Genomic DNA, 13,804 nt, shown 5'->3' on the forward strand with positions numbered 1-13,804 from the left:
GCTCCTGGGCTGGGGTCCCCATAGCGAATAGCGTATGGGGCGAAGTCCTTCGTTCTTGCAGGTTTCCGGTTAATCTACGTTCTCTTACGGTTTTGGAACTGCTTTTAGAAATTTTCATCATACCTTCCGGGGTGAATACAGATTGGGCCCTCAGGAATCCTCTTGGTACAGGTGACAGTGGCAGGAATGCGTCTGTGTGAAATGCAATTCGTCTGGATATGTGTCTTTACACACAGGCATTACTTCTGGGCAACGTGGGTGAAAGTGGCATCCAGATGGGCGATTGATTGGCGAAGGCACGTCCCCTTCTAATCTAATCTTTTTAACACCTGTCTGCTCGTCCATCTTCGGTACAGCAGAGAGGAGTGCGCGTGTATACGGGTGCTTGGGAGAATCGAAAATCTCCTCTGTTGTCCCGCGTTCAACGATTTTACCGAGATACATCACTGCTACCTCGTCCGCAAAATACTCAACGACGGAAAGGTTGTGTGTGATGAAGAGATACGTGAGATTAAAATCCGTTTGTAGCGATTTTAGTAGATTGAGTATCTGTGCTTGCACGGACACATCCAATGCGCTGGTGGCTTCGTCGCAAACGATGAATTCTGGATCGACAGCGAGGCACCTTGCAATACCGATGCGTTGCCTTTGACCCCCAGAGAATTCGTGCGGGTAGCGTGTTACCATATCCGGCGATAAGCCGACGCGACGCATCAGTTCTGCGATTCGCTCGTGGCGTTCGTCAGTTGATCCACCGATATTGTGTGCTTGCATTCCCTCTTGGATAATAGCCCCAACGGTCATCCGTGGATTAAGGGATGCATAAGGGTCTTGGAAAATAATTTGCATCCGTTTCCGATACGGATGTAGCTGCTCACGCTTCACAGTAGCGATGTTAATGCCATCATAAGTGAGCTCGCCTTCGACAGGTATCCCTAATCGGAGAACGGCTTTTCCGAGTGATGTCTTGCCGGACCCCGACTCGCCGACCAATGCGAGCGTTTTACCGCGTGGAATATCGAACGTGACATCGTCAACGGCATAAACGTAGCCGACTGTCCGTTTTAAAACTCCCTTTTGGATCGGATAGTGGACGCAGAGGTCTTTCACTTGAAGTTGGGAGTGGGTTTCTGTCAATTGTGTTGGAATTTCGCTATCTTCTCGGTCTATCTCTGTTTCAAGTTCAAGTTTTGTTGCCTCGGTTCCAGAGGCGTTGAACGGAGGATTAGAGTTATAGAGATGACAGGCGACGTTGTGTTCGTTGCCATTGACGCGCTGCAGCGTCGGAACGATATTTTCACATCCGTCCATGACTTTCGGACACCGTTCAGCGAACCTACAACCCTCGTTATATTCAGTTGCTTTCGGGACTCTGCCTGTAATTGTGCGGAGTTGCGTGCCGCGTTTATCACGTGCCGGTGTTGATTCGAGAAGTTTCACGGTATACGGGTGTTGTGGGGTCTTGTAAAGTTGTTCCCATGTGCCTGTCTCGGCAATTTTCCCCGCATACATGACAGCGACGCGGTCGGCGATGTTCGCAACGACCCCTAAATCGTGTGTGATTAACAGCACTGCCATCCGCAGTTCTTGCTGGAGGCGTTGGATGAGCTCGAGAATCTGTGCTTGGATGGTGACATCGAGAGCTGTCGTTGGTTCGTCGGCGATGAGCAGTCCTGGGTGACAGGAGAGTGCCATAGCAATCATGACGCGTTGTTTCATGCCACCGGACATCTGGTGCGGGTATTCATCGTAACGGGCAGCGGGTTCTGGAATACCGACGAGATTAAGCATTTCGATCGCTGCAGTCCGTGCAGCCGTTCCACGCAGATGCTGATGCTGTCGGATCGCTTCTGAAATCTGGTTGCCGATCGTGAAAACTGGATTCAGGCTGGTCATCGGCTCTTGGAATATCATGGCGATGTCGTTGCCCTGAATTTTCCGCTTCTCGACTTCTGAGAGTTGTGTGATGTCTTGACCTTTATAGGAAATAGCACCGCCTGCGATGAACCCAGCGGGTTTCGCAACGAGTTGGATGATGGAGAGGGCAGTGACGCTTTTACCACAACCTGATTCACCGACGAGTGCGAAAATCTCGTTCGGTTTGATGTCGAAAGAGATGCCATCAACGGCACGCGCGACCCCTTCTGGCGTGCGAAAATAGGTTTTGAGATTCTGGACGCTGAGCAATGTGTCGTTCATAATACTACTTTAGCACGGAATTTGGTAAAAGTCAAGCGGAATTTGTATCTATGATTTTCGGAGGGAGTCGCAAGGTAGAATCGGAATCGGGGATCCTGCTACAGTTGTAAATCATTGCCTGACAAAATATTTTTTTTATCAAATTCTTCGGTGTCAAAACCCCCAGTCTTTAGGCGGGGGATGTAGACACCGCCAATGTTTTTCGTAGTTTTTCCTAAACCTTTTTCTTTCTAAATCGTCTAAATAGTAGAGTGTTCGGCATTGGTTGTACGTTGATGCACTGGTATATTGCTTGATATTCAGACAACGACGTAAAAGCCTGCACGACTCATAAATATCTAAAATATGCTTGACAGTCGTGAGTAGGGAAAGAATTTGCTGAAAAGCACATCCCACTTGAAATATACGACTCAAAACGTTCTTGAGGACACTTCGGTGTCGCAGTTAGGGCATTAACTGTTGCAGTAGGCTTCGTAAGACTTGCTACGCAAGCAGTGGTCGTTGATCGCACGATCTCACACAAAGTGCAGAATTCTAAGAATCTCTGTGCTTTAGCACAGAGAGTATGTCAAGAGGCAACGACTCAGCAGCAGACTTTTTCTTGGATTTCGTCCGATCCTTGAACTTGTGCTCGATTGAATCACATTCACAAAGGAGAAAAAATTGATGAAAAAAATCAGTTTTTTGAGCGTTATCTTTTTGTTTGTTCCCATGTTATTTCTGACGAGCAGTTTTGCCCAAGACACACCACAATGGCATCTACCTGCAGGTGTCAAAGCGCGCATCGGCAAAGGTCAGGTGAATGATGTTGCATTGTCGCCTGATGGCATGCAGCTCGCCGCCGCAACAAGTATCGGGGTTTGGCTTTATGAGGCTCAGACTGGCACCGAGATTGCCCTCCTCACTGGACATACAGATCCGGTCAATTCCGTTGCATATTCACCGGATGGTAAGACGTTAGCAAGTGGGAGCGGCAAAGAGATTCGGTTATGGAATCCAAGCACCCAAGCACACAAAACAACCTTTGCGGGGCAAGAAGTCAGGTCCCTTGCATATTCTCCAGATGGCCGAACGCTGGCAGCGGGCCGATGGCAAGGCATTGATCTATTGAACGCTCAGACGGGGGAACGTAAATTATCCCTCTCTGGGCCTGCAGGGGATGTCTCGATTCTTGTGTTTTCATCCGATGGCAAGAAATTGGTGAGTGCTATGAGTGTCCACGAGGGTCAACCGATTCGTGTGTGGAACGCCCGCACGGGTAAGCTCCTAAGGACGCTTACTGGACATACAGAGAGCGTTCACTCCCTTACATTCTCACCCGACAATAATACACTCGTAAGTGGGGGGCGAGATAGAACAATTCGCTTATGGAATCCTAACACCGGGAAAAACACAAGAACGATTGAGTACTGGAACGACTCCGTTGCATATTCTCCTGATGGCAGGCAGATAGCAGTTGCACAGGGAGGAGACATCCTTTTTTTAAACTCGAACACAGGTCAACACCAACGGACGCTTATTAGAGCTACGAATAGTGCTAGTTCCCTCCTATTTTCATCAGATGGCAGCACGTTGGTGAGTAACAGTTGGGATGGGACTATCAGTCTCTGGAGCACCAGAACTGGCTCGCGCAAGTTAACTATTGGGAGTCACTTTAATTTTAGAGGAGCCACACTCTCACCCAACGGCAAAACCGTAGCGATTACAAATGAGGAGGAGATTTTTTTCTACAACACGCTGAATGGGCGATTCAACAAGGTGCTTAATATAGAGGGACGAGGCGTTAACCTCGCGTATTCACCTAATGGTAAAACGCTGGGGATTGCCGCCACGGATAGGGATCCTGGGATTCGTTTGTTGAATACTCGCACAGATTGGTTCAAGAAGACCCTTCCTTTGGAGGGTATAGGTGTCGGGCCTATAGTATTTTCACCTGACAGTAAAACCTTAGCGAGTGAGGGTTTGGATGGGACAATTCTTGTGTGGAACGCCAATAATGGCAAACTTCAGCGGACACTTTCTGGACATACTGAACCTATCATTACCCTCGTGTTCTCACCAGATGGTAAAACCTTAGTGAGTGGGAGTTGGGATCGAACAATTCGTTTATGGAACGCTCAGACAGGTCAACTCCAACAGACCCTTGAAGGACATACAGACGGTGTTCAGTCCCTCGCTTTCTTGCCTAATGGCAACACACTGGTGAGTGGGGACTGGGGTGAGATTCGTTTTTGGAACCCTCGGAACGGTCAACTCAAGCGAACTATTGAGAATACTTCAGGTCAAGCACTGGCGTTGTCCGCGGATGGTCAGACGTTGGCAGCTGGCGGATGGCGCGTGATTCGCTTGTTGAACGCCCACACGGGCGAAGTCCAGCGGACACTTTTTGGTTCCTCGGCAGACACAAATTGGTTAGCATTCACACCCGACGATACGTTGGTAAGCTTGGGATCAAGTGGAACCGTTTTGCTGTGGGATATGAACAGATTGCCCAAAGCCGTACCCGAGGATATTAATCTTGACGGTGTTGTGAATGTGGACGATCTGATAGAGATTATACGCTACTTCGGGCAATCTGTCGCTGATGACGTACATCCAAATCCAGATGTCACTGGTGATGGTGTCGTTGATCGTCAAGACGTGCTACGAATTATTACCTTGCTTGAGGCCGCAGCAGCGGCTCCACCGGTATCTTCACAGATGTTTGGGGTACTCACAGCCGAAAGGCTTCAACACTGGATCAACAACGCTAAACAGTACGGAAGCCATACGGATGAAGCCTTCCAGAGGGGCGTTAAAGTACTGGAAGAGCTCTTGACAACGCTGACAACGGAAACCAAAGCAGTGCCAGTAGAAACTGCATTGTTGCCAAACTACCCGAATCCGTTCAACCCGGAGACGTGGATACCCTATCAGTTAGCAAAACCAGCTGATGTGAAAATTATCATCTACGACGCGAAAGGCAACGTGGTGCGTACCTTGGTGCTCGGACATCAGTCGGAAGGTTATTACACCGAGCAGCAGCGTGCGGCGTATTGGGACGGCAGAAATGATGTTGGTGAACGCGTCGCAAGCGGTGTCTATTTCTATCAACTCCATGCAGACACAGTTTTATCAACGCGAAAAATGGTCATTTTGAAGTAATTTGCATTGTATGCAAGGATGTTAATAGCGTCTGTTTGTAGGTGTGCTTTCCAAGCTCATCTATAAGCAAAAACTCCGAAAAGCGCGGTGTATTACCGCGTTTTTCTTTTTTTACGCGGTCGGATTGTAAGAAAATAACAGTTGATTTTTTCTTTGATTTGCGGTATAGATAGAGGAAAGATAAGTGATTTTCTATAACAGGAATTCATCATAGGCGAGAGGAGACAGATTATGACAGCACAGCGTTTTTTGACAGCAGAACAGGGCGTTGAACAGCTTCTGAAGGCAACGCCACCCCTTCACTTCGATGGTACAACAAAAGCCGAATGGCAAACATGGCGAAGGAAATTCCGGCGTAATGTCGTTAAGGACTTAGGACCTTCACCAGAAACCGTACCATTGGAAGTTGAAACGCTTGAACGAACACAACACGATGGCTACACACGGGAGAAGATTATCTTCAATCCAGATCCGTTCTCTTCCATTCCGGCCTACGTTTTAATCCCAGATGGCGCAAGCGCGGAGAATCCTGCACCAGCGGTCCTGTGTGCACATGGACACGGCATTGGTAAAGATGGCGCAGTCGGGATTGTAGAAGACTATCAGAAACAGTACGCCGTAGAATTGGCAAAGCGCGGCTTTGTGACACTCGCGCCGGATTGGCGATGCTTTGGTGAACGCAAAGATAGAGATGAGTGGGTGCGTCGTCCGAGTCGCGACGGGTGCAATATCGCCTATCTCGCGTTTGGATATTTCGGTTATCAACTCCTGCAGCTGAATATCGCAGACGGTCAACGGTGCTTGGACTATCTCCAGTCGCGTTCTGAAGTCGATGGTCGGCGGTTGGGCTGTATGGGATGTTCCTTTGGTGGAACGATGACGACGTACATTTCCGCCTTGGATCGGCGGATTAAGGCGGCTGTTATCGTCTGTTATCTTAGCACATTGACAGACGCGCTAAACGACCGCGGACGCGGAAATACGTGTGGCTCGCAGTTTATGTTCGGGCTTCGGAAAGCTGGCGATATTGCTGACGTGGCGGGATTAATAGCACCGCGGGCGTGTATGGCGCAAATCGGCTCTGATGATCTCTGTTTCATTGAGACTGATGCATTAGAGGCCTTTGAACAATTGGAGAAAATCTATACAGCATCGGGGAAACCTGATCGGTTGGTGCTGGATCATTTTCAAGGTGAACATGAAATTGATTTGGAGGCAGGGATTGCGTTTTTGGAGGAACGCTTGTAGGGACAACGGGCAGGCGCGAGCACCTGCCCAAACAGGCTATACGTCGAAAACGCGCAAATAGTCGTCTAATGTTTCAACTCGACGGATACATGTAAAACTACCACCGTCAACAAGGTATTCCGGTGGACGCATCTTTAGATTATAGTTGGAACTCATGGCGTGGCAATAGGCACCCGCATCGCAAACGACAAGTCCTGCTCCTTCGTGCGGGGTCGGAAGCGCACGTCCTTTGCCCAGAAAATCTGAAGATTCACAGACAGGACCAACGACATCGTACGTTTCGACCACCCCATCAACGGGTTCGATAAACTGAATGTGTTGATAGGCATCGTAAAGGCTCGGACGGATCAATTCCGACATACTCCCATCGGTAACAATGAAGTGCTTATTACCGTTGGTCTTTACGCCCGTAACGCGATTAACAAAGATAGAGGTATTGCCCACAAGAGAACGACCCGGCTCAATAATAAGCGTAATATCCTCAGACAACAGGTCTCGGATAGAATCGATGAGATCAGAAGGAGTCGGGATTTCCTCACCCGTGCGTTCGTAGTCGATACCCAAACCGCCGCCGATATTGAGATAGCGCACTGAGAAACCTTCCGCTTGGATCGCACGCATAAAGGCAAGCATAATCTCTGTGGCATCTCGGAAGATTCGGACCTCCTTAATTGTCGAACCCAAATGGCAGTGCACACCCACTAAATTCAGTAGATTGTCCTTGCGAATTTCGTTCAAAAACCAGTCCAACCGTTCATTACGGATGCCGAACTTGGAATTTTTCATGCCTGTGGAAACATAGGGATGGACTCCCGGATCCACATCTGGGTTGATACGAATAAGCACATCTGCGGGTTTGCCGAGGTTTTTTGCTGTCTGCCGAATATGTGCTAAATCGAATTCGCTGTCGATGTTAATGAGCACACCGTGTTCAACGGCGAGACTGAGTTCCGCAAGCGTTTTCCCGTTCCCGTTTAAAATTGTCCGTCTCAGATCGAACCCTGCCGCGAGCGACACCTTCAATTCATTTCCGCTGACAAGGACTGCACCGCTGCCGAGTGCACTGAGACGTTTGAGCAGGTGAAGGTTATTGTTGGCTTTAACTGCATAGCCTATAATCGAATCGATGCCGTCAAGTGCTTTCTGATATGCAGCGTAATTTGCCTCCAACTGCGCGAGGCTGTAGAGATAAAATGGACTGTAGGGTACCTGTTCCTGGATGTCTTTAACTCTCATTTCTTCGCAGTAGAGATACCCATCTTTATAGTGAAAACTCATGCGTGTTAATTAACTCCTACTCATATTCTAATATTCGCGTTTGTGCCAGTCGTCTTCAAAGAGGTTGAACGAACCTTCACGATACGGATGTTCGGCGATAAGCTCCTCATTGAGTTCCATACCGAGTCCAGGTCCATTGGGCAGACTAAAATAGCCGTCAACAACTTCCGGACATCCGGTTGCCGCTTCTTTCACCCATGCCTCAGAGAAATCGTTGAAATGTTCCTGAATCTTAAAGTTAGTCGTGCAAGCGGCAAAATGCAAGGCAGTTGCCGTAGAGACGGGACCGCCGACATTGTGCGGCGCAACGGTCATGTAGCACATGTCGCCCATCGCTGCGATCTTCTTGGTCTCCAAAAAACCGCCCGTCTGGGTAATATCCGGTTGCAATATGTCTGCTGCTTGTAGGTTAATCAGCTCACGATACTCGTATTTATTGTGGAGTCGTTCGCCGGTGGCGACAGGTAAATTAATCTTTTCAGCGGCTTTTGCGAGTGCTGCGATATTATCGGGCGGTACAGGCTCCTCAACCCAGCTCGGTTGGTATTTTTCCAGTTCTGCGGCTATCTCAATCGCCACATAAGGACTGAACCGACCGTGCATCTCAACCAGAATTTCGACATCGGGTCCCACGGCATCGCGCACGGCTTCAACGAGTTCAACGGATTTCAGTTTCTCTTCGTAAGAGAGTTCATAGTACCCCGCACCGAACGGGTCGAACTTGAGTGCCCGGTACCCTTTTTCAAGTACCCTTTTTGCGGCAGCGTGAAACTCTTCAGATGAGCGTTCAACACGATACCAGCCATTCGCGTACGCTTTAATCTTATCACGACAGGCACCACCGAGCAGCCGATAAACCGGTTGGTTGAGTGCTTTGCCGATAATATCCCAGCACGCAATCTCAATAACGCTAATGCCGGTTGCGACGATTTCACCGGCGCGACCGTAATCGTCGCGGAACAGGCGTTGGTAGAGGTCTTCTGTGTTGAACGGATCGCTTCCGATAACGTGCCGTTTTTTCGCACCATCAATGTAGGCGACAAGCGCGTCTGTACGGTTATTCATCCGCACCTCACTGACACCTGTCAAGCCTTCGTCTGTTTCAACTTTGACAAACGTTAAGTTGCGCCAACTGGTACCCATGACCAGTGTTTTGACATCTGTAATTTTCATTTTTTTAACTATAGGCTCCTGGTCTGCGCTCCACTTCGTTTCGCGCAGGTTTCCGATTATCCTGTACAAAATTCTTAAAATAGAGCAGTTTATCTATCACGAATTCCTTACCCCAGGTTTCATGACCTACTAACTTCTCGCTTCTGCTTCAGAGACACTGCGTTGTCCGCTTCTTTGTGTGGGTGCCGGTTCGATTGTCGGTCTTTCTTCACCTGCCTCCAGCATTCGCCGAAGGAGCCGTTCCCGCATTACCGCTGTTACTGGTTCATGCGATTGCAATCCGATGAGATTCCGTAACTCATACGGATCTGCTTCGAGATCATAAAGGTATTGCTCGGCATACCGGTCAGATCCGGCATCTCTGCCGCCATTTTGATGTGGCGCATCCACACCGTATTTCCAGCGTTGCGTACGGACGGCACGTCCGACTTGTGCTTCACTGATTTGGACGAATACCTCTTCTGGCCAGTCGTCTGTCTCGCCGCGAACGAGCGGTAGAATGGAACGCCCTTGCATTTCACCCGGCACCGCCAAACCTGCTGCATCGAGGAGTGTCGGTGGAATATCCACGAGACTCACAAGTTCTTGAAGCTGACCGCCGCCGATGAAACCGGGGCCGTGGAACGCAGTCGGCACACGAATTGAACTCTCGTGGCAGGAGCGTTTGTATTCGCCGTTACGTGTCTTGAAATGGCACCCGTGATCGGAGGTGAAGAGGATGATCGTGTTGTCAAGTAGATGGAGGCTTTTGAGCGCATCTAAAATTCTACCCAGTGCTTCGTCTAACCTTTTTACCATACCGTAGTAACCGCCTAAGTGCTGGTGCGTCGAGCCACCGAGTGCTGCAAGGTCTGGCGGTATCCATTTCCCAGTATACCGTTCCCGATACCCGTCCGGCGGTGGATAGTCGTCCAGATGGTTTTGATGATGCGGTTCAATGTATGACGTAAAGAGATAAAAGGGCTCGTTTTGGTGTCGGTCAACGTAGCGAATCACCGCATCGGTGAGCGCGTCCACACGGTAGCCGGGGAGATCAACGGGTTTATTGTCGTTATCGTAAAGCGTTGTCTGGTACGCGTCGGAAGTGAACTCAAGGACGTTAGACGCTAACCAATAGTCATACCCGCCGCGGTGCTCCTCTGGCACGGGGCCCGGTCCTGTACCGCCGCTATAGAGGTGCCATTTGCCGAGGTATCCCGTGGCGTAACCTGCCTCACCGAAGTGGTGTGCGAGGGTTTTGAGGTTCGGGGACAGCGGAATACCGTTTCGGAAGCATCCTGTGCGGGTTGCATATAATCCGGTTTGAAGACATGAGCGCGCAGGACCGCAGACGGGTTGGCATGTAAAGGAGCGATGGACGTGTGTGCCGCGTTGTGCCATCCGGTCGAAATTGGGGGTCAAGTCGAGCGGGTTGCCATGCAAGCCGGAGGTATCCCACCGTTGTTGGTCGGTGAAAAAAACGATAACATTGGGTTGATTTGTATCCGTTTGTGGCATGTTTCTATTTTCCTCTCTATTTTGGTTTAGCTGCTTCCATTTTAGAGGGTTTTTAGATAGATGTCAAGTGTAAAATTTGAGTAACAGCAAACCAACAACTTATGCTACTTGCGTAAGTCCTGTGTACTATAGCCTGTTAGGCTGTGGTCCGAGAGGGTGCTCCGACTTATCAGGGGTGAAGGATTTGCAGGATTTGTTAGCAGTCAGCAATCAGCGGTCATCGGTTTCACCTGTAATTGCCTTTTGCTCCGGCGGGGGCTGGTGTGCGATGGCGAGTTTCCCTAAGACTTCAACGAGTGCGTTGGCATCTGCAATATGTGTGGGCTGCTGAAGTCCTTCCAATGCGACCGTCAATCTCTCCAGAATTCCGGCGAGTTGGGGTGTAGCCATAGTTCCTTGGACAGGTTGCGCACTGGGAGATAATTTCTCCAAACTCTCTAATGTCTTAGTTTGGGATTGGGTCAACGCCTGAAAAGCTGGGGCGGCGTATTCGTTGTTATCCAATGCATGGATTCCCAATGATGCATGTTTCAATCTCGCAATCGAGATACTTTTCCTTTTCAATTCATTCCCGACCCATAATCCTTAACCAGAAGCAGATGTTTCAATCTCGCAATCAAGATACTTTTCCTTTTCAAGGCGTACCTTTCTTTGGAAGCCTTACCCTACATACCTTGATAAACGACTTTTCTATGAGCGACGTTTATAATTGTTAAAGGCGATAAAGAGATAAACAGAGGGCTAAAAGCAGAAGACATAAGGGTTTCTACAGCACTATGAGCGACCCGATAATTCAATTCCCAACGGTTACGATGCCCCTCCTTGCGATGTGTGCAAATTGCCATTATTTCAACCACGCAAAAATGATCGCTGCGACAGCAACAACGAGGGCAACCCAAGACTTGATGTCCGCCCAGAATTCGCCCCGTCCTTCGAGTTTCCCGCGCACCCATGCCATACTTTGCTCCAGCGATGAGAGCCTGTTTTCCATAGATGACATCCGCTCATCTATCCTGTTTTCCATAGATGACATCCGCTCATCCATAGACGACATCCTGTTACCGATTTCAGAGAGTTGAGCTAACAGGAGTTCTTCAAATTTTTCTTGATTCATTTTTTCTCCGTTTGGCTCTGTATTTTCAGTTCGCCTGCCAGCAGGACAGCGTTTGGGCTGCCCTTCATGATGCTGGCTTCGGCACGGAGTCTGTTGAAATGATACAAACACTGCGATTTTCGAGTGTCTTCGTGAATATTATCGCATATTTTCAACTTTCTGTCAAAAATTTATAGCGTTCCCTCAGGGCCATTCAATTGTCGGATTTTTTGCGTATTTTTGCGAGGGCATCGCGAGTTGAAAGTTTGCCGCTACAAGAATGTGTCGGTAATCGGAGTTCCCTCCTACAGAAGAATTGAATGGCTCTGGCAGAAAAACAGAAGTCGCGTGTTTTTTCAAGCGACTTCTGCTATACTTCACCTTAAAACTAACTATTTTTTGAGGCGAATCATCACCCAAACGTATCAAAAAAGACTTGTCGTGCTTAATCAAGAAGCGAGTCAAAATCACAGACTACAAATATGGGTAACAGATCGTCATGCCTAAATTAGCAAAAAGTCCGCTTCGGTACCCTGGTGGTAAATCAAGGGCATTGAAACAGATTCTGCCGCTGATTCCGATGAACAAAAATTATTGAAAGCGGTCGGGATTTGGAAATCCGTCCTATCTGGGTTTTGTAAGCAAATGTGCGGGCGGTAATTCGCCTGTCAATGTTTTTAAGAACGCAATCAAATCACTTTGTTCCTGTTCGCTGAGATGAAGGGGTTCTATCGGCACACTACCTATACCCGGAAATCCGTTGGTGAGACCGCCAGCATTCTTAAATGCGATCACCGATTCAAGTGTTGGAAATTCACCGGTATGGAAATAAGGTGCCGTTATCGCAAAGTTTCGCAACGTCGGTGTTCTGAACGCGCCTTGATCCTCAGGTTTCGTTTCCAGAAGACGCAGCATCTCTTCAGACGATTCTCTGGAATCGCTATAGATACCCGCACTGTTGAATATATTCGCTAAGAGTTTCGGGATCCCTTGAAATCGTCCTTTGTCTTCTGTCAAACCGTCTTGTGGAATGCCGATGTTATGAAATGCATTGTCCGTAAATCTCGGTGTATTATGACAGTCAACACAACCGCCTTTGCCGATGAATACTTTCAAGCCGCGCTTCGCCTCAGCCGAGATTGCTGTCTCATCACCTGCGATATACCGATCAAATGGTGCATCGGGGGTAATTAAAAGGCGTTGGTATGCCTCAACTGCCTTACCGATGTTTGAGAAGATGATGTTCACAGCGATCTGATCTGCTTCTGACATGCCATCGAACGCGGGGTCTCCGGGTTTACCGTCAGTTGGAAAGCGGGTGATATCTTCGAGTTCGGGGAGCCGACCAAACACCGCTTCATATTCGGTTTTATAGTGTTCATTGATGACATGCGCGTACTGAGTGCGTGTACCAGCCATTTCACTTTCACCTTCAAGGGCAAAGAGTGCTTGTGTCCACATCGTCTCCGACCTACCATCCCAGAGTTGCCAAGTATTATAGGCGGCATTAAGCACGGTCGGTGTATTTCTTGTACCGCGGCCGGTAGCGAATGAAGTTGATTCAATATCTGCGAATGCGTAAAATGGCGAATGGCATGTTGAACAAGCAATCGTGCTGTGTTTTGAAAATCGGAAGTCAAAGAAAAACTTCTGACCTAAGCGTGCAGCGTTAGGATCATCGGCGACGTAATTGGTAGGATTCGGTGGTGGTTTATCGGGTAGAGGAGATAAGCTCCTTATGACTTCCCATTCTTCTTGGCTAAAGAGGTCGGGAGTTTGTGTAGCGGATTCAATTTGAGAGAGTACTGTTCCTGGGTTTGCCTCGTCGCATCCTATAAAGAGTAGAGGCAGGCTGCATAAACAAAAGGTGAGGACAACTAACACTCTGTTAGGATCAAACAGCATATTTTTCTCCTTTAATATTCATTGCTACGGAGCATAAGTCCATGCTTGCAGACAGTGTGTGCCTTGACTAGGGTGCATTATCTCACTTGTTAATCTAACTCATGTTGCTACTTTTACGCCACGCGTTGTTTAATCCGTGTTGCAATGATATAGGACTTACGCAATTTTGGCAGTCATGCATTCTGTGAGATGGAAATTCCTATACACACATAAACGTTTGGAAGACACAACCTAACAGGTTTGCGGCGTACTCGCCCCCGGGGAATG

Annotated in this window: 9 protein-coding genes and 1 pseudogene; 3 read left to right on the forward strand and 7 right to left on the reverse strand. The window is 48.6% G+C overall.

Annotated features, from left to right (window positions below; genetic code table 11):
• Positions 1-150: 150 nt before the first annotated feature.
• Positions 151-2,199, reverse strand: a complete 2,049-nt coding sequence (locus tag OXN25_03330) for an ABC transporter ATP-binding protein (GenBank protein MDE0423885.1) — start codon at positions 2,197-2,199, stop codon at positions 151-153.
• A 666-nt stretch (positions 2,200-2,865) separates the two neighbouring features.
• On the opposite strand from OXN25_03330, the gene OXN25_03335 reads away from it, so the two are divergent.
• Complete coding sequence (locus OXN25_03335) at positions 2,866-5,343, forward strand: T9SS type A sorting domain-containing protein (protein ID MDE0423886.1); 2,478 nt, start codon at positions 2,866-2,868, stop codon at positions 5,341-5,343.
• Positions 5,344-5,574: 231 nt separating this feature from the next.
• On the forward strand, positions 5,575-6,591 hold the full coding sequence (locus OXN25_03340; GenBank protein ID MDE0423887.1) for a dienelactone hydrolase family protein: 1,017 nt from the start codon (positions 5,575-5,577) through the stop codon (positions 6,589-6,591).
• Between the two features lie 36 nt (positions 6,592-6,627).
• On the opposite strand, the gene lysA is transcribed toward OXN25_03340, so the two are convergent.
• From lysA to OXN25_03365, 5 genes are all read right to left on the reverse strand, one after another.
• Positions 6,628-7,869, reverse strand: coding sequence for a diaminopimelate decarboxylase (gene lysA / locus OXN25_03345; protein ID MDE0423888.1), 1,242 nt, complete (start codon positions 7,867-7,869; stop codon positions 6,628-6,630).
• 27 nt (positions 7,870-7,896) lie between these two features.
• Positions 7,897-9,042, reverse strand: coding sequence for a mandelate racemase/muconate lactonizing enzyme family protein (locus OXN25_03350; protein MDE0423889.1), 1,146 nt, complete (start codon positions 9,040-9,042; stop codon positions 7,897-7,899).
• A 129-nt stretch (positions 9,043-9,171) separates the two neighbouring features.
• Positions 9,172-10,539: a sulfatase-like hydrolase/transferase gene (locus tag OXN25_03355; GenBank protein MDE0423890.1), complete on the reverse strand. Its 1,368-nt coding sequence runs from the start codon at positions 10,537-10,539 to the stop codon at positions 9,172-9,174.
• Between the two features lie 210 nt (positions 10,540-10,749).
• Positions 10,750-11,073: a hypothetical protein gene (locus OXN25_03360; protein MDE0423891.1), complete on the reverse strand. Its 324-nt coding sequence runs from the start codon at positions 11,071-11,073 to the stop codon at positions 10,750-10,752.
• 310 nt (positions 11,074-11,383) lie between these two features.
• Complete coding sequence (locus OXN25_03365) at positions 11,384-11,653, reverse strand: hypothetical protein (protein MDE0423892.1); 270 nt, start codon at positions 11,651-11,653, stop codon at positions 11,384-11,386.
• 478 nt (positions 11,654-12,131) lie between these two features.
• Between OXN25_03365 and OXN25_03370 the strand changes: the two are divergent.
• Positions 12,132-12,218: pseudogene (locus OXN25_03370) on the forward strand (DNA adenine methylase).
• Positions 12,219-12,256: 38 nt separating this feature from the next.
• On the opposite strand, the gene OXN25_03375 reads toward OXN25_03370, so the two are convergent.
• Complete coding sequence (locus OXN25_03375; protein ID MDE0423893.1) at positions 12,257-13,537, reverse strand: cytochrome-c peroxidase; 1,281 nt, start codon at positions 13,535-13,537, stop codon at positions 12,257-12,259.
• Between the last annotated feature and the right edge of the window lie 267 nt (positions 13,538-13,804).

The sequence above is a fragment of the Candidatus Poribacteria bacterium genome (genome assembly GCA_028820845.1).
Lineage (GTDB): Bacteria > Poribacteria > WGA-4E > WGA-4E > WGA-3G > WGA-3G.